The sequence below is a fragment of the Staphylococcus sp. HMSC077D08 genome (assembly GCF_001837945.1).
GTDB lineage: Bacteria > Bacillota > Bacilli > Staphylococcales > Staphylococcaceae > Staphylococcus > Staphylococcus epidermidis.
Genome location: NZ_KV834757.1, coordinates 64,978 through 83,280, shown reverse-complemented (window position 1 = coordinate 83,280; position 18,303 = coordinate 64,978). Strand labels below are relative to the sequence as shown.

At 32.2% G+C, this 18,303-nt stretch carries 19 protein-coding genes; 6 read left to right on the top strand and 13 right to left on the bottom strand.

The genetic code is table 11. From position 1 onward, the window contains the following. Positions 1-215: 215 nt before the first annotated feature. Both HMPREF2663_RS03575 and HMPREF2663_RS03570 read right to left on the bottom strand, forming a co-directional pair. Entirely contained in the window at positions 216-1,361 is a 1,146-nt protein-coding gene (locus tag HMPREF2663_RS03575; protein WP_070592915.1) for a bifunctional cystathionine gamma-lyase/homocysteine desulfhydrase, read from the bottom strand. Next, positions 1,354-2,262, bottom strand: a complete 909-nt coding sequence (locus tag HMPREF2663_RS03570; protein ID WP_002491707.1) for a PLP-dependent cysteine synthase family protein — start codon at positions 2,260-2,262, stop codon at positions 1,354-1,356. Before HMPREF2663_RS03570 ends, HMPREF2663_RS03575 begins: the two co-directional genes overlap by 8 nt. Positions 2,263-2,564: 302 nt before the next feature. On the opposite strand from HMPREF2663_RS03570, the gene HMPREF2663_RS03565 reads away from it, so the two are divergent. Then, positions 2,565-3,104: a pentapeptide repeat-containing protein gene (locus HMPREF2663_RS03565; RefSeq protein WP_002447724.1), complete on the top strand. Its 540-nt coding sequence runs from the start codon at positions 2,565-2,567 to the stop codon at positions 3,102-3,104. A 178-nt stretch (positions 3,105-3,282) separates the two neighbouring features. On the opposite strand, the gene HMPREF2663_RS03560 is transcribed toward HMPREF2663_RS03565, so the two are convergent. From HMPREF2663_RS03560 to HMPREF2663_RS03545, 4 genes are all read right to left on the bottom strand, one after another. Next, positions 3,283-4,611: a sodium-dependent transporter gene (locus HMPREF2663_RS03560; RefSeq protein WP_070845785.1), complete on the bottom strand. Its 1,329-nt coding sequence runs from the start codon at positions 4,609-4,611 to the stop codon at positions 3,283-3,285. A gap of 144 nt (positions 4,612-4,755) precedes the next feature. Next, entirely contained in the window at positions 4,756-4,998 is a 243-nt protein-coding gene (locus tag HMPREF2663_RS03555; RefSeq protein WP_001829367.1) for a hypothetical protein, read from the bottom strand. 14 nt (positions 4,999-5,012) lie between these two features. Then, positions 5,013-5,741 carry an alpha/beta hydrolase gene (locus HMPREF2663_RS03550; RefSeq protein WP_002447722.1) on the bottom strand — a complete coding sequence of 243 codons (729 nt, stop codon included), beginning with the start codon at positions 5,739-5,741 and terminating at the stop codon, positions 5,013-5,015. Positions 5,742-5,843: 102 nt separating this feature from the next. After that, entirely contained in the window at positions 5,844-6,518 is a 675-nt protein-coding gene (locus HMPREF2663_RS03545; protein ID WP_070845783.1) for a phosphatase PAP2 family protein, read from the bottom strand. Between the two features lie 251 nt (positions 6,519-6,769). Between HMPREF2663_RS03545 and HMPREF2663_RS03540 the strand changes: the two genes are divergently transcribed. Beyond that, positions 6,770-7,018: a hypothetical protein gene (locus HMPREF2663_RS03540; protein WP_002447720.1), complete on the top strand. Its 249-nt coding sequence runs from the start codon at positions 6,770-6,772 to the stop codon at positions 7,016-7,018. Positions 7,019-7,059: 41 nt separating this feature from the next. Here the strand turns inward: HMPREF2663_RS03540 and HMPREF2663_RS03535 are convergent, their stop codons facing one another. The 3 genes from HMPREF2663_RS03535 to HMPREF2663_RS03525 form a co-directional block, all read right to left on the bottom strand. Next, positions 7,060-7,428, bottom strand: coding sequence for a Na-translocating system protein MpsC family protein (locus HMPREF2663_RS03535; RefSeq protein WP_001829349.1), 369 nt, complete (start codon positions 7,426-7,428; stop codon positions 7,060-7,062). 112 nt (positions 7,429-7,540) lie between these two features. Next, positions 7,541-10,108, bottom strand: a complete 2,568-nt coding sequence (locus HMPREF2663_RS03530; protein ID WP_002475272.1) for a DUF2309 domain-containing protein — start codon at positions 10,106-10,108, stop codon at positions 7,541-7,543. An 18-nt stretch (positions 10,109-10,126) separates the two neighbouring features. Then, a complete protein-coding gene (locus HMPREF2663_RS03525) occupies positions 10,127-11,623 on the bottom strand; it encodes an NADH dehydrogenase subunit 5 (protein ID WP_002475268.1) in 1,497 nt (498 codons plus the stop codon). A 592-nt stretch (positions 11,624-12,215) separates the two neighbouring features. Between HMPREF2663_RS03525 and HMPREF2663_RS13185 the strand changes: the two genes are divergently transcribed. The 3 genes from HMPREF2663_RS13185 (at position 12,216) to HMPREF2663_RS12175 (ending at position 12,953) form a co-directional block, all read left to right on the top strand. After that, positions 12,216-12,284, top strand: coding sequence for an alpha-1/alpha-2 family phenol-soluble modulin (locus HMPREF2663_RS13185; protein ID WP_096824640.1), 69 nt, complete (start codon positions 12,216-12,218; stop codon positions 12,282-12,284). Positions 12,285-12,374: 90 nt separating this feature from the next. Further along, complete coding sequence (locus tag HMPREF2663_RS12675) at positions 12,375-12,446, top strand: phenol-soluble modulin PSM-delta (RefSeq protein WP_087587975.1); 72 nt, start codon at positions 12,375-12,377, stop codon at positions 12,444-12,446. Positions 12,447-12,689: 243 nt separating this feature from the next. Beyond that, positions 12,690-12,953, top strand: coding sequence for a hypothetical protein (locus tag HMPREF2663_RS12175; protein WP_083319968.1), 264 nt, complete (start codon positions 12,690-12,692; stop codon positions 12,951-12,953). 238 nt (positions 12,954-13,191) lie between these two features. On the opposite strand, the gene HMPREF2663_RS03520 is transcribed toward HMPREF2663_RS12175, so the two are convergent. From HMPREF2663_RS03520 to HMPREF2663_RS03510, 3 genes are all read right to left on the bottom strand, one after another. Beyond that, positions 13,192-14,394 (bottom strand): GTP-binding protein, encoded by a 1,203-nt coding sequence (locus HMPREF2663_RS03520; RefSeq protein ID WP_070845781.1) that lies wholly within the window; start codon positions 14,392-14,394, stop codon positions 13,192-13,194. Positions 14,395-14,564: 170 nt separating this feature from the next. Further along, a complete protein-coding gene (locus HMPREF2663_RS03515) occupies positions 14,565-14,948 on the bottom strand; it encodes a VOC family protein (RefSeq protein WP_002447716.1) in 384 nt (127 codons plus the stop codon). A 514-nt stretch (positions 14,949-15,462) separates the two neighbouring features. Further along, positions 15,463-16,446: a PTS sugar transporter subunit IIC gene (locus HMPREF2663_RS03510; protein ID WP_225307998.1), complete on the bottom strand. Its 984-nt coding sequence runs from the start codon at positions 16,444-16,446 to the stop codon at positions 15,463-15,465. On the opposite strand from HMPREF2663_RS03510, the gene HMPREF2663_RS12995 reads away from it, so the two are divergent. Continuing rightward, positions 16,400-16,516 (top strand): hypothetical protein, encoded by a 117-nt coding sequence (locus HMPREF2663_RS12995; protein WP_371091744.1) that lies wholly within the window; start codon positions 16,400-16,402, stop codon positions 16,514-16,516. The genes HMPREF2663_RS03510 and HMPREF2663_RS12995 overlap by 47 nt on opposite strands. 940 nt (positions 16,517-17,456) lie before the next feature. On the opposite strand, the gene HMPREF2663_RS12670 is transcribed toward HMPREF2663_RS12995, so the two are convergent. Continuing rightward, positions 17,457-17,627 (bottom strand): VraH family peptide resistance protein, encoded by a 171-nt coding sequence (locus HMPREF2663_RS12670; RefSeq protein WP_002458592.1) that lies wholly within the window; start codon positions 17,625-17,627, stop codon positions 17,457-17,459. Positions 17,628-18,303 lie beyond the last annotated feature (676 nt).

Genomic DNA, 18,303 nt, shown 5'->3' with positions numbered 1-18,303 from the left:
TATCTGAATATTTGCATTATATTGAATTGATGTCGTACCGTCAACACGCTTTTTTGATTTTTCCAAAATTAATTAATATTCCGAAAAATTACGTTCTAAAATTGATTACTTATATAAAAAATTGTGGAAATTACACAACTCAATAGTAAATATAAAACAAGAGATTAAGATGCAAAACGCTTTATTTCATCATCTTAATCTCTAACTAAGCGATATTACCTCAAAGTATTTAAGGCTTGTTCTAAATCATTAACTAAGTCTTCCGTGTCTTCAATACCAATAGATAAACGAATGAGACCATCCGTAATACCTTCCTTGGCTCTTACATCTGATGGAATGGATGCATGCGTCATAAGTGCCGGTACAGAAATTAGACTTTCTACTGCCCCTAAACTCTCTGCCAGTGTAAAGTAGTTTGTTGCGTGAATCACTTGTTTAGCCGCTTCTGTATCCTTAACTTCAAAAGATACTACCCCTGTATGACCACTTGCTTGATTTTGATGGATAGTATAGTTCATATGTTCCTTAATACTAGGATGGAATACTTGTTGAACTTTAGGATGCTTTTGTAACATTTGAACGATACCTTCAACGTTTCGGTTTATTTGCTCCATTCTTAGACCTAGCGTTTTAATACCTCTGATTAATAAATAGCTATCTTGAGGTCCAAGTACACCACCTGTAGAATTTGAAATAAAGCCTAGACGTTCTGCTAAGGCATCATCAGCAGTAGCAACAAGACCAGCTACAACATCACTATGACCTCCAATATATTTAGTAGCCGAATGCAATACGATATCAATACCAAAGTCTAAAGGATTTTGGTAGTAAGGTGTCATAAATGTATTATCGACTACGGATATCAAATCATATTTTTTCGCAATTTTTGCTGATGCTTTAATATCAGTCACACGTAATAATGGATTTGAAGGTGTTTCTACATATAACATTTTAGTTTCAGGTTTAATATATTGTTCAATGTTTTCAATTTTAGTTGTATCAACAAAATCTACGTCTATACCAAAGCGAGTAAATACTTTAGTTAATGCACGATATGTGCCACCATAAACATCAGAATTAAGAACTAAGTGATCTCCTTTATCTAATAACATGATAACTGCACTAATTGCTGACATTCCTGAACCAAAAGCAAAACCATGCTTACCATGTTCTAAATTAGCAATAACACTTTCAAGAGACGCACGTGTAGGATTTGCAGTACGTGAATATTCGTACCCTTGTCTTAAATCCCCAATATCATCTTGTAAATAAGTACTTGTTTGATAAATAGGTGTTGTCACTGCTCCAGTATAGTTGTCTGTCGTATGTCCCCCATGTATCATTTGCGTTTTTTTATTCATTATTAAAACTCTCCTTATAGTTGAATATTTGTTTGGACATGTATCGATCGCTCCCATCTGGAAAGATGGTAACAATCACACCAGTTTGAATGCTTTTTTTTAATTCCAATGCTCCTTGTAATGCCGCTCCCGAAGAACTACCAACTAACAATCCTTCTTTATTCGCAACAAGCTTAACATTATTAAAAGCATCGTTATCAGCAACAGTAAAAATACCATCTACTAATTCTTTTTCTAAAAATGATGGCCACTTTTCAGAACCAATCCCTTCAGTTGCATGAGGATGACTGACACCACCATTTAAGACAGAGCCTTCTGGTTCTACAATATAATTTTTTACATCATAAGTTTTTAAGTGTTGTGCAACTCCTGTAAAGGTACCACCGGAACCAACACCTGCCACAAAATAATCAATATGTGAAAGTTCATCTGTGAGTTGTTTGGCAAGTGTTTGTGTATATGCCTCAGGATTATCTTTAGTTTCGAATTGATTCATATATAAATATCCATATCGTGTTGCGTATGCCAACGCCTCTTGCTGTGCGCCAGTCATTCCCTCAACTTTGGGAGTACGTCTAACATCTGCACCCAATGCTTTCATAATTGAAATTTTTTCTTCTGCAAATCCTTCTGGAGCAAAGATGATACATTTTACTTTGTGCCGATTAGAGGCAATAGCAAGTCCAATACCTGTATTACCAGCAGTCGCTTCGACTATTGTATCCCCTTCTTTAAGTCGTCCTTCGTCTATTGCTTTTTCAATTAAGTACTTCCCCAGACGGTCTTTGATGCTACCTCCAGGATTAAATTGCTCAAGTTTGGCGTATATTTTAACATTCTCGTCACTAAAGCTTTCTAATAAAACTAATGGAGTTTGTCCTATCAAATCGTATGCAATCATTATTTTTGGTTCAGATGACAACAATGAGTATCACTGAACTTAACCCACTTTCTTTATTTATGTTAGCGCTAATCCTTACTTATCAGATATGAATTATAACTTATCGACATTGTTTTTGCAATTTCTGAAAAACGTACAATCAATTTGAAATTTAAACATTATTTAAAATAAGTATTTTTATAATTGATTACGTTCATATGAGAATACTTAACGAAAGTGTTATGATAGGGGTAAATAAGCTAGCACATCGATAAACGTTATCGAATTACATACACTAGAAATGATAAGGAGCTGCTTTAATTATGACGAAACAAGATTTATCTTTATCTGTATTTACCAATGAAAATTATAAGAATCTTCGTTACACATCATCTAGTTTTAGAAATTCTATGTATGATGAATTAGAGGTTAATAAAAGTCGCTTTAAAAACTGTAATTTTAATGAAGGTATTTTTAAGAATATAGAAGCAATTTGTAATTGTAAATTTACAACATGTGGGTTTAATAATTGTATTTTCGAAGATGTTCATTTTTATAAAAACCAATTTAAAGATTCAACATTTGTGAATACACCATTTGATCAATCCGTATTTAATAACACTTTATTCCAAAATGTAATGTTCGATAGCAATCTCATTCGTAGCGTAAAATGGACTGATATTATTTTTAAAAACGTTTCTTTTAAAAATGTAGAAATTGAAGGAACAACATTTAAAGATGTAAAATTCAAGAATTGTGAGTTCAAAAATGTAATTATTACTAATTCAACTATGTCGCAAAAGTTAATGAATGAATTACAAAAACAAGATGTTACTTTAGAAGATATAGACACTTCTATTTAACATTCATTAACTTGATCTTAAGAAAACAATTTAAGATTATAGTTAAACATTCGCTCGTTTAATGGTGTTCGATATTTCGAATCAGCTACATAGCATTCTTTATATAGTAAAACGGTCAACTCCACTAAAAAATGGAATTGACCGTTTGTTTTAGTTTTATCAATAACGTCTCAATGATTTAAAATAATTGAACTATAAATACTAAAATAATGACAATGGGCATGATGAACTTAATTAAATAATACCACGGTAAAAATAGGTTGAATTTGTCTTTCCCAAAGCTTTCTTTTAATAATTTTTTATCTAGTAATTGGCCAACCACCAATGTTGTTCCTAATGCCCCTAATGGCATAAGAATATTAGATACAATAAAATCCATATTATCAAATATAGTACCAGCGCCAAAACGCAAATGACTTAGACTACTAAAAGATAATGTTGCTGGGATACTAATGATAAATACAAGTATACTACCTATGATTGCCACTTTTTGTCTTTTACTATTATCATTTTTAGTAAAATTAGATACATTTAACTCTAATAATGATATAGAAGACGTTAATGCCGCAAATAAGAATAATAGTAAAAATATAAAGTAAAAGATTGTACCAAAAGTCATTTCGCTAAACACTAGTGGTAAGACCTTAAATAATAAGCCAGGGCCTTCTTGGGGTTGGTAACCAAATGTTTTAAGCGCAGGAAATATAGCTAATCCAGCCAAGACAGAAATTAAAATATTCATTACGACAATTGAAAGTGCTGAAGACTTTATCGTCATATTTTTAGGTGCATAACTTGCATAAGTAATCATTCCGGTTGTACCTAGAGACAGCGTAAAAAACGATTGTCCTAACGCAAATAGTACCCCTTGAATAGACATATCTTCAACTCGAGGTTGCAGTATATAACGTACACCTTCTAAAGCACCTTCTAAAGTTAAAGATTGTGCTACAACAATAATTAAAAAGATAAATAATAGAGGCATCATTATTTTAGAAGCTTTTTCTAAACCTTTTTCAACACCTAACATAACAATTACCATTGTTATCAAAATAAATATGCCTTGACCTAAAACAGTCAACCATGGATTACTAATAATTGTTTCAAATTGAATATTTGTCAGCATACTTGATTTAAAAATCGCGATTTGTGCTATGACATAACCTATATATATAATAATCCAACCACCAATAACACTATAAAAACCAAATAATATAAATACGGCTAAATTACCATTCCACCCGATAATATTAAGCCATTTCTTTCCCGTTAATTTCTTATATATTTGCGTTGTATATGTACGCCCCATTTTACCTACCGTAAATTCCATAATTAACAGTGGTAGTCCTACAAATATAGTAAAAATTAAAAACATTAAAAGAAAAGCGCCACCGCCATATATACCTGCCATATATGGGAACTTCCACATTGCACCCAACCCTATTGCAGAACCTGCGCTAGCTAATATAAAACCGGTAGACGTTTTCCATTGTGAATGACCACTCAAATTACCAACTCCCTTTAAAGCGCTAAAGTGTTAAAATGCTTAAGTCCTACTCTATCATGAGTTTATTTTATGTGCAATGTACCTATATATTGTCAGAATAATGAAATACACATTTTTTGATATTTATGGATTGTTGCTGTATTTTTATTCAAAATCATAAGTAATGTGTTGTCCCTCTGTCACTTCTTCAATGTCTAGACTTTCAATGTGATCAACATTAATATAATGTACAACATCTTTTTTAATATATAAGTATGCCAATTCATCAAATTCATCTATGATTCGCGATACACATGTATCGTAATCAGGACCATTTTCAAATGTTTTAAATTCCGTATATGTTTTTCCTGATACAGTTGTATAAGTTAATAAAAATGTACGTTTCATATTCCTACACTCCTTTATTTACTGAAAAATTGGATAATAGATTGTTCTACTTTGTATGCATAATCACCGTATGTCATAAGATGACCACTTTTTTCAAATTTGAGAAGTTCTTTATCTTGACTATTTACATTATCATAAATGTATTGCGCACTTTGAGCATATAATGGGTCATCTTCATCGCCATACATAATATTCACTGGTACTGTAATATTTGCAAGACAAGCCATAATTTCATCAATTACACCTTGAAATACTTCAATTTCTTTATCATAGGACAAGATGGTTTCCATTTGGTGACGACGCTCCTCTTCGCTCAAACTCAAAATTTCATTCATTCGATGCCCATACCTTTCAAGACGCCAAGCAATCTCGCTTTCACGCTTTTTATGTGGGGCTGACATCACAGCTATACGTTCTAAATTAAAATGTTCAGCCAACCTTAAAGTAAATAACCCACCTAATGATACGCCTGTCACATTAATTCTGCTATATCCTTCATTTCTTAAAAATTGATATGCTGAAGTAACTTGTTCCCACCAATCATTAATATTGTGTTTAGTAAATTCCTTAAGCGGCAAACCGTGCCCTGGATAACTAGGGACGTAACAAGTAAACCCCTCTTCATTTAACTGTTGTGCTAAATGTTTTACATCACGTACAGTTCCCGTAAAAGAATGTAATAACAATACAGCTTGTTGACGATGTCCTTTTAAGTAGATTGATTGTGGTGATTTAACTTTCATTTTTACATTCACTCCTATTTATGTAGATGTTGATATAAAATAGACGCCCTGCACTCTCAAGACCGTCTAAAAATTGATATTTTAAAATTTTTCAAGCTACTTTCACTTACTTTTCCCCCAAAAATTTAATAAAGGTGACACTAATATAAATAACGATACCCAAATAATCGCTAAACTTACGCCTCCTACAACGTCAGAAAAATAGTGTGCATGAAAATACAGTCTACTTATTAAAACGCTAATCCAAAATACAATACTTAAAATTGTGATTATAAATTTAAAAGCACGCTGTCGGATTAATGGGATAATAATGATCATAATCATTAAAAAGAATAACGTATTAATATTAGAATGCCCACTAGGAAAAGACCATCCTGTATCAACACTTAAATGATTCTCAGGCCTTGACCTTTCAATCGTTTGCTTAATTAAATAATTAATCAATGCGCCACTAGTCATCGTTATGATTAGCCATATTGCTTGTTGAACCTTCTTGTAAAACATGAGTAGCACTGCAATAAGGATAGCCACAATTAATATAGTCTTAACATCACCAAAGGTAGCGCAAAACATCATTATGTTGTTGATGAAACCATGTCCAAACACTCTATTAGGATCCCCAAATTGTTTACTAAACCACTCTTGCACGGTAAGATCAACCATTCCCAACCACTGATTATGCGCTAGCACATGAGTAGCGATAAAGCTTAAAAGAATAATCATGCATATTAAAATTGGGATTATCCCTTTTGCTATATTCATATATTTAAAATTCATATCAACACCTATTTCTTTAATATGGTTCAGTTAAGTTATTTTGTCTTCTTTTGAATACGAAATATGTCTTCGCACCTCAAACATAATCATTCTTTCTCATTTTACACTATATCAGTGTTTTATCATTAATTTTACTTAACAAACATTTACTTGAATACTTTAAATGTCTTTAAAATATCATACTCATTACATATACAATAATGTATAATGTGATTTAACATAAAATATAATTTTAATGAGGAGGCGACATATTGTTTACTAAAAAAATATTGATTTATATTGCGCTCCTTATTACCTTAATTCGTTTTTTTATTCCATTACATCCAGACTTTGATACGTTGTTAGTATGGTTGTTTATTCTTTACATAGTTCCAATTATTTTATGTATCATTGGCTTTAAATCAGATAAACTCATCGCTACTATGATTATGATTCCAAATTTAATGGGTATAGGTTATCGTCTATTCATCTTCTTTAATGACTTTTTGCATTTAAAATAAAACAGCACTATCTATTAAAGATAGTACCGTTAAATAATTTATTACTCATGTAATGCTTTATCAAAACGATCTTCCAACTTAAAAATCATTACGCGTTCACCGGTTATAGTACTTAAATCACTATGAAAACTTTTCACATTAAGTCCAGTCAAATCTTTAATAATGCGACTCAAGTCCTCTTCACCAGACTCTACAAGTTCAGAACGTGTACGTTTAATATTTAAAAGCCCTTCATTTGTTTTACACACGCGATATTCAGCAGGTGTCAAAATGCCTTGTAAACTAACAATCACCATATCACGAAGAATGTCTGTTTTTACAGACAAAGAACCTCTCCCTAAAAAATCTTTTTCCCATTGCGTAATGGCTTTACTAATTTCAGATTCATAAATACCTTTCGTCTTTTTCATAACTGGGCGACTCCTATTTCTTGATTACTTATAGTTTAACATTAAACTGAAATAATCAAAAAACTTAATTTCTTCTAATGTATCTTTAATTATTAATCTCACCGAGTATTTTCTACCAGTCTTTCCAACTATTATTTTCATCAATACTAGCAAGTCTTATCCATTGATGATCAACCTTTTGTCTAAAATGATCATGATGTTTTAACAAACGTTGAATATATGCATCTGGTGCTTGAATAACAATTAAAAGTCTAATAGGTGCGTGATACGCCTCTTTATCATTCATCATTACTGACTGCCATGGTAAGCCATACATTAAATCACTAGCATTTCCTTGCATGACACCAACACCACTTGTCACAGTTTGCGTTGTTTTACTACCGCTTCCATAATAATGAGGTGCCACAGTTGAGGCGTAGTATTGTAAATTAATCCATTGTGCTACTAGTGCCGGCCCAGAAATAATTGTATTTAAAATCTCACCGTCTTCATCCTTTGTCCAATCATAATTATGAAGAAATGCCCGTCCCTCTAGGTTACTATTTTGAGTGATTTGACGTTTCCCAATAATGAATTCAGCATTTCGTGCTAGGCCCCATTCTGGACGAACCTCACTCCAATCGCTAGCGTGACGATGCGCTTCGGCTTTAGGATTTTGGTCAGTTTTTTTTATATTTGGCAATGATGCCAAACGTTCTAAATTGGCTTTATAACATACTTTTGGCATCACACGCTTAAGTTCGTCAAAGGCATTTTGAGCTTCTGTAGTTAATGGTGGAACATAAATATACTCTAACTCATCAACTGACGTTTGATGTTCAGCAGCTATAAACACTGTATGTCTTGGAATATCGATTCCTTCCATCACTAATCCACGTCTAACATTTTCTTGATTACACATTACTGCTAATAATTTCGCATTGAATCCACTCGAGGCACCGCCGCAAGCACCACATTCTAATGAAGCATGATAGGGATTATTATGTGATTCACTACCGTGTCCGCATAGAACAATAAGTGGTGCAAAATCATCTGTTAAGTCCATTAATTGTAATGCTTTTTTGGAAAATTGAATCTGTTCATCTAAAGTAAAGCCGATAGGTAGTTTTGAATACGCATCTTGCTCACGCTGAATAGTTAACTTACCTGTTGGTTTACGTAGCCATTTTTGTGAGAATCGATGCACAATACGTTGTGCTTTTTTAGGAAAAATTGTGTTAGCTATAGTCGCAATACTTAAAAAAGGACCACTTAATTCTGGTAAAAGTAAACTTGGCAAGACGTTGTTTTTCATTAATTTAAAGTTATAAAACATAGATGTAAGTGTATGTTGTTGTTGATTATAAATTTTCATTTCATGTTGATCAGCATATTCTTTAATACGATATGCAGGTTCTACCATCACTGGTAAAGATGGATGTGCAAATTGCTCATCAAGTACTTCTTTTTGAATTGGCAGACCAAAGAACCCAGCAATTCCTATTGTTTCAAAAGGCCCTTCACTTTCTAAATGTCTTCTAAACGGTTCGGATCGTACATCAATACAAAACGCAAGTTGTACTTTTGCTTTTGCTTGATTAGTATCTTCGGTTGGAACACGATAAACTTCATCAACCAAGCGACGTTCATGCGTTTCTTCCCATGCATCTAACCATAACTTTTTAAAATAAAACGGGCTGAATCGTGTCCCCAATTCAATGTATGCTTGTTGCTTTTTAGATGATAGATTTAACCACTGCTCAACATTCATTTGTATGTTAAATAGCAAATAACGTATTTGCTCTAACTTTTTTTGAAGATATATAGATTTTTTTAATAAGGTTGTATGGTGGTCCTTTAAAAGTGCCATCTCAATTGAGAGACGAATCGCAACATAGTCTGTTAATAAGTAATCATCATTACTATGTGTCTGTGACCGATGATACATGATTCCTGCCCAACCTGGTAAAGATAATAAATGACTCTCAATATATGATTGTCGATATTCTTCTTTTACCCCTAATTCTTGAAAGGCGTACTCTATTGCTTCGGTTGCTTGATTTGGCAGATGTACTAAAGTAAGTCGTTGTTTTTTTGTGAATAGCGGATCATGTTTAACTAAACGTTGCCAAGCATGATAGAACCCTTTTTCTCTTTTTGGCATGGTCCAACTTGATTGAAAGTCATCAACATATAATTTAGACCACTTAATCATATGAGCATCTAAAATATCAATAAGTCGTGTACCTTCCTTTGTGAAAACACTAGCACTTTGCGCTATCACATCATCTTTTTTCTTATAATCCTTAAAATAAGTTTGCACCCATTTTTCCAGTTTCTCGTTATCTTTTGTATCAAAGTAACCTTCTTCAATCGTTTTTAAATTTTTCGCTCTGTGAATATATGTGTTGATATCACTGTCAGATAGTGAACTATTATTATAATGCGCACGATTTTCATCCAACCGTTCTTCAAATACTTTTAAATCTATTTCTTTATTACTAATCGCTCTGTGAATGGAAGACGCATTAGGATAAATGTCAATATCCCCTATACTTTTTAACCAATGTGCCACTTGATCAAACGAAGCATCTTCTAGCCCCTCCCACGGATTACGTGCAGCAAATGTTGAAATCGGTGATAAAGGGGTAATCACACGTTTAGCCTGATTAACTAATTCATTGATATCTGATTGAAGCATAATTTCTATCCTCCTTTATTAAAATCTTTTTAAATATGAGGGATGACTTTCTATAGATTGGGTTTTAGCCTCTCCTACTTTAATAAGCCACAGGTATAACTTCGCAAATGCCTTTGATTCTCTTCGCCGTGCTACCCATATGCTTAACATACTGCCGAAAACTATAATAGCAATCGATAGAATAATACTTATGAGTGGTGGTGAAACAATATGAATATCAACAGTACTTAATGTCGTGAAGAAGTAATGATGCGTAATAATATAAACAAGTGCTACAACAATAATCATACATATTCCGATAATTCTTCCGATGAGTCCATGACTAAAAGCAACTAATTGATTCCATGACACCATTAACGACCAAGCTAATATAAGAGCGCTTAATATATCATAGGTATGTCTATCACTATTCAACCAAAATATTATCGCTATAAGAATAGCTAGTAGACGACCAAATACAAGCCATCCATATGACTTTTTAACAGATGGAGGTGTAGGGATGTTAAATCTTTTAACAACAGAACCCGATTGTAGAAATAATGTCGCTTTAAACACGCCATGCAATATTAAATGTACTATCGCCGCAGAATATGCTCCAAGCGCACATTGTACTAACATAAAACCCATTTGACTTATCGTAGAACCTACAAGTTGTCTCTTGTAATCAACATGCACAAGACTGATTCCAGAACCTAACAATACTGAAATGCTTGCAATAATTAACAACAGTGAAATAGCTATTTCGTCATTAAATACCGGAGAAAAGCGTGTAAGAATCACGCCACCAGCATTAACAATACCTGCGTGCATAATAGCTGAAACTGGCGTAGGCGCAGCTACAGATTCAATAAGCCAGCCTTGAAATGGAAATTGTGCCGCCGGAATAATCACTGCTAGAACAATAAGTAAATTGATACAGAGACGCATTCCATAATTGATTGCATTATCATCTGACATATTCGAATGAATATACCAATCTCCTGTAGCGATATACAATAAAATGACAGCAATCAATAGCGACAACCATGCCAATGTAAATGACCGAGCTGAAATTCTTGCCGCTTCCCTAGGTACCTTCCATAATTTGTTAACTTTAATGAGACGTGTTAACACAAATAATGTTGCCCCCCAAAACATGGTCATTAACCTTAAGTCGCCACTTAACCATGCCAATGAAGCAAATGAAGTAATTAGTGTAAGAAACGGAAAATATTTACGGTAATGCATGTCACCAATTAAATAACGCATAGAAAACTTTTGAATGATAAAGCCTAAAGTCAAAATAAATGTCATCATCAACCAAGTAAGATGATCAACTACAAAAGGTCCAACATTCACCCTTTCACCGAAAAATATTAATCCACTTAATCCCGCAATGATAGGTAAAACAAGTAAATATATATGAAATTTAATATATTGAATGGGCACTTGATGATTCAAAAATATTAATCCACTCAGTATAGCAATGACAAGTGTGATAAAAAACATAAACAAAACAAACTCTGAACTTAACATTGCGTATCCTCCATCTCAAAAAATATTTAAAACATAATAAAAAGCCTACAATAGCCAACCTTTCATATATCATAATGAAAGAATTTAAACTATTGTAGGCTTCAATTTAACTCAAGTGTTTCGCACTTTTATCCTCAATATGTATATAAATCTTACGGAGTATAAATAAATCGTACACTTTATTTAAATAAGCTGCCTATATCATTTTGTAGTAAAGTAAGAACTCTTTCCCCTCTATCAATCAAGGTTACTCAACCTAAAATTGCTAAAGCAAGACTTAGTTATTACCTTTTCGAATAATACTATTAATATATTTTAAATGAGCAAGAGTGTCAATGGTTACGCTTCTCAAAATAAGATTCAATTAATCATATAGTAATGATTATTGAAAGCTTAATTACTCAAAGATCCTTTTGTAAAGCTTATGTAAACAGTATAAAGACAAAATAACACTTAGGAATAACTCACTGTTGAGTGAAAAACATGAATCATTCACTTAAGACATTGATATTTTAATTTAGGGACTATGCACATATTTAATTCAAATTCCAGTTACACTATAGATAACAAATTAGTAAGGGAGGTCATTTAAATGGCAGATGTAATCGCTAAAATTGTTGAAATTGTTAAAGGCTTAATTGATCAATTTACTCAAAAATAATATTTAAAAGTTAAGTATTTTATAAGTTAGCTTTTGAATATTCAACAACCATCTCTAAATACATTTCCCTTTTGAAAGGAGGTCATGAACATGAGCATCGTATCAACTATCATAGAAGTCGTTAAAACTATCGTAGACATCGTTAAAAAATTCAAAAAATAGTCTACATTCTACATAGCCACCATCTTTTACGATGGTGGTTTTTTATGTCTATTTATTTTCAGCTCGCTTAAACACCTTTAACCACCCAACATTTACTTCTCTTCATTATTGGATAACTTTTCAAAATAAACTATTGTAATGAATATATTTTTACTTATAATGGTAAACACGGCATCACGTTTATTAAAACAACGATGACTATTGATTCATTTGGTAAATAACGACATCGAAAGGAAGGACAAAATGAAGAAGGGTTTAATTTCCAGCTTATTATCAATTATTGTCACGCTCATTAGTATTTTTATATGTTTTACAACCATGTTTACGAACATCTATAACAACACTGACTTTAACTTTTGGTATTTCCCAGGAGCAATTATCTTTGTTATCTCAATTATTATTAATATCATAGCAATGTTTAAAGGTAATAAGACGTTAAACATCATCCTATTTTTTATTAACTTTTTTGCCTTACTTATCTTTACCACACCATTTGCAATCGTTTAAATGTTGTTTTCAACTGCAAAATAGTTAGGCACAAGTCATATCACATCTTCGCCCGTAGAAATTTTTTGCAACTAATAACTGATTTTGAAAATACGTCGATATTAATATTTTAGGTTTCAATATTTAAGCGGGCAAGCGTCTCTGAATTCAAAGGCACTTGTCCACTTAATTTTTCACGTGAAACAGCACAGTATATTCATTCGTATTACATTTTCATTTAAAATGATGAATCAATCAACTACATTCTTTGATCATACGTCCACTGATACGGACTATCTAGCAATCGCCAATCTTCATCAATCTCATCACTACGAATTAAACATGCATCTAATTCCCGGGAAATTTTTTCTTGATCTAAATCCGTACCAATAATTACAAATTGCGTTTGACGATCTCCATATTCGATATCCCAATCTTCTGCTACATCTTGACGTGCTTCCAAAATAGCTTCCTGCTGGCGCTCACTCATTGTTGCCACCCAGTATGTAACGGGGTGAATATTACAAGATGAACCAGCCTGTGATAACAAACACGCTACATCATTATACTGCGCTAGCCATACAATCCCTTTTGTTCTTACAATATTTTCTGGCATTTGTTCTAGCCATTGATGAAATCTTTTTGCATGAAATGGTAATCGTCTAGTATAAGCAAATGATGTAATCCCATACTCTTCTGTTTCCGGCGTATGTGTCGCATGTCCTCCAGCTGTTAATTCTTTGATCCATCCAGCTGATTCACTTGCCTTCTCAAAATCAAATAATTGCGTATTAAGTACATCTGATAGTTCCACTTTAGCATTTACTGTTTTAATCATTTTAGCTTCGGGTTGCAATGCACGTAATACATTTTCTAATTTTTCTAAAGCTTCGTCGCTAATCAAATCGATTTTATTGATAATCATCACATCACAAAATTCTACTTGATCAATGAGTAAGTCAGCAATAGTACGCTCATCTTCATCATCAACACTTTCATCACGGTCTGCCAATAAATCTTCACTACGAATATCATTAACAAAGCGATTCGCATCTACAACCGTCACCATTGTATCTAATCGACATATAGAGGTTAAATCAATACCTAATTCTTCATCTATATATGAGAACGTTTGAGCTACTGGTACAGGTTCAGATATCCCAGTTGATTCAATTACAATTTGATCGATTCCTCCTTTTCGAACTAAACGTTCCACTTCTCGTAGCAAATCGTCTCTTAAGGTACAGCATATACATCCATTAGAAAGTTCTACTAATTTCTCATCTGTTCTAGATAAGCCACCACCTTGTGCTACTAAATCCTTATCAATATTAACTTCACTCATATCATTGACTATGACAGCAATGCGACGCCCTTCTCTATTTTTTAATATATGATTAAGCAATGTCGTTTTTCCCGACCCTAAATATCCACTTAATACAGTTACAGGTATTTTCGCCATTTCAAGAACCCTCTCTTTTGTAAATAGTAATTATTACGTTTTACATTCTATAGAAAGTTTCTTCTTTTATCAATACTCAATTTTTTAAAAATTAAATAAACGTTATTAAATAAAAAAAGCTAGTTGGAATCATTATAAATTTCCAACTAACTAAGATTAAAATATTACAATTATATATGTTCATCTAAAAAGTAATTAAATACCCAAATGATACCATTGAGATGGTCTTTTACCTCTGCATGATAGGCATTAAAAAAAGTTTTATTGAGTTTCACTTTAGCATGACCACCATCATCAATTAACCTTTTATAGACACGCTCCAACTCTTCTAATGAATCACATTCAATAATAAGATGAGGATTTTTAGAAACGGGATGCTTATGAAACGTATCGGAGAAATGAACGAACGTTTCATCACCAATAATAAGTTGGGCATGATAAGTTCGACCATCTTTACCCATAAGTATTTCTGTTTGAGCATTAAATACATCTTTGTAATAACATAAAGATTTATCTACGTCCTTAACGTAAATAAACGGACTTACATTCTTCATAATTTCCTCCTTTTTTTATTTATTAACACATTTAGACACACTTTCATCAATTTAAACTAATCATTTTCGGGATTATTGCAAATTAATACAATAAAACCACTCCTCAATGGAGTGGCTACTTTTCTATTTTTTAGGTTCACCGTTGACTAGCACACTATTTAAAAAGTTGAGAAATTGTATTACGAATTGAATTGAATCGTTCATAATCTACATCTCCTCTCAATACTTTTTTAACACTTTTATTATAAAACGTTTATGCTTCAACATACTAAATTTGCCTAACTGTATATTTTTCATACTCAAGTGTCAAATAAATGGTGTGATATTATTTTGTTCAACTACATTTCTTCTAATATTTAAGAGTTGCACGCATACATATTAACAAAAATATTTTCTCTAACTTTGAATAGAAAATATTCTGTTCATTTTATGTATTCACATAATCGTGAAATCATCTATGACTTTGATCAATTTTCAAATCGCCTAGTCTTAGCGCTCATCATTGTATACTCAGTTATGTCATTGTGTCCCGTTCTAACATTTGCTTTTTAGTAATAATGGGGTACTTTTTGAAAACAATAGACCCTACAATACCAGCAATAGTTCCTATAATCGCCATAACCACACCATAGATAATCACTTTCGTTAAACTATTAAAACCAAACATCACTAAAAAACCTGCAATAGGTGTAGCAGTGCCAGTTGCATTATTAATCATACCTGACCAAGCAATTATAATACCGGCAATTGCCCCACCAAAGAAATTAGTGACATAAATAGGAATAGGATTAGCGGAAACAATATCAGCTTGAGAAAGCGGTTCGATTCCGACTGAAATGGTTGATTTACGGTCTCCCAATTTCAAACGATGGAACAATGCACTATTCATAAACGCGGAACTAAATGCGGCCATGGCACCTATGGCCATAGGCGCACCCGTTAAACCAAGCAATGCAGTGAGAGCCATTGAACTTAATGGAGCAGTACCTACTACTGTAATAATACCTCCCAATACAATTCCCATAATCAACGGGTTAGTGTCAGTACTACTTTGTATAATATCCCCAATTTTAATTAACGTGTTATTAACCACTGGCGTCAATCCAGTAGCAATTAATCGAGCAATAGGTGCAAGTATAACAATTGAACCAATTAAATCAATACCGTCTGGCACATATTTTTCTGTATACTTCATCATATAACCTACAATATACCCAGCGAAAAATCCTGGTAATAAATCCATACCTCCACAAGCTGCCCCAATAACAAGTGCATAAACTGGAGATACGCCAATCGCTAATGCGGTTAATCCAGCCGCAGCCACACCACCTAAACCTCCAGCAGCATCTCCTAATTCTTCTAAGAATTTAATACCAAATACTTGTCCACCCACATATTTATTGAAAGCTTCAACTAAAAACGAAGCAATTGCCGCATTCGCTAAAGCACCCATCGCTTTCATCCCACTGGGTGCCTTGTATGTAAATAGAGTAAAAATAACTAAAACTAAAATTAAAAATAAAGTACCTATAAGTAAATCCATATCAAATATTCCCCCATTCATTTAAAATTTTCAGATTTTTTAGAAAACAACTATAAAATACATAGTACCAAAAAAATATACCTTTGAGGAGAATTTTTTGAAAAATAGAAAATATTTATTAAATTAAATAAAGTTAAATAGTAAAACATTGTAGCAAGTGAGTCATTTAGTTCGATGATTGATCAATCTCTATTATATACATTGATTCTCTTTAATGCGCTTGAACAAAACATTATCAAATCGGTTTCTTAATAAACTTGATTCTCTTATTAAAATGTTCAAAACGAAACTAAAATATGCAATCATAAACCCATATCACATAAAAAAGCTAGAAACACTTTTGTTTTAGTATTTCTAGCTTTTAAAATGATTATTTTGTTATTCCCACTCGATGATATGTAATTTTTACATGTATTTTCTACTATTTATATACGTTGTCATATTAGAGTTTTATAGATACTTCTTTTTTATAGATTGCTATTAATTTTTAAATAACGTATTCAAAACGTATTCAAAACAAAAAAGATTTATTTAACTTGCCCGTATGCTAACTATTTAATGCTTTTGCCTATGTTTCATACATATACTATTTTTTATCCTTATTTAAAGTAAGATAAATATATAGCTACACTAACCATGAACAATGCAATTACTCCATGTAATATTAAATTAATCATTATCATTTTTCTATTCAAGTTTTTATTACGGTTCATTCTTCTATAATTCATATTGTATAAAAGTGTATTAATAACAGAATATATGATTATAAACAATATACCTAATAGAATAGCATCGTATATATTCAATATAGTTTACCTCTTTTGTTTAATAAACTATCTCAACTGTAAAATTGTTAGTCGATTCTCTCAATGCTTTAGAATGCGTCTCTCAGCGTCTTAAATTACAAAAATGCCACTTATAGTGGTGTAGAATTTAATATAGAAGTTATTTATTTAATAAGAACACTACTTAAACAGCTCTTCATTAAAGTACAAATAAACTAATACGCCTATAGGAACACCTAATAAAGGAGTTGTAAATATGCTTGCTAAGAATATGTAAAATACTAAATAACATACATCGTCAGCTTTCCATTTCTTGTTTACTAAATATCTCCATATTTCTTTAATGCTCACACGAAAACCACCTTTTTAATATGTAATAAAATTCTGTTCACTCTTACATATATCATAATGTTGCTATAAATTAAATAAGCATTTTATTGATTTTAACAATCGAATTTATATTCATTTTCTTATTCCCGATGCCACATAGCACTTATTTAAAATAAAAACGCCACTCGTAAGTGACGTTTGAAAAGATATATTTAACTTGGCAGTGTGTGAATTTTTTATCCCTTATATACTTAGCTAAAGGCAGAGGCTATGCACTCAAAACAATCATTAATACTGTTTTGTAAAATTGGCGTGCATATTTGTCTGAAAGTTTCACTATCGCTCATCTTTACCACTCCTAACAAGAATATAATTAAAATTATAGATGCTAAAAGGTCAGAATGAGTACTAGCAACTACCTCGAGCCAATGCCATTGGCTAAATATATAAAGGTTATTACTAGTTAAATATACCACTTAATTCTTTTTTTAAACATTAAAGAGCTCATTTAAAAAACTCCAATTTAGTAATCTGTCTATTTATTTAAGGGATCAACAAAACACAAAACCTTTAACCATATCGCTAAATCAACAAGCTGATAAATGCTGCAATCCTAAATTAGGACTACACCCGTGTAATAACACATATCTAAATTGGTAATGTATCTATGTATCGAAGCGGTTTGCTGTATTCACTT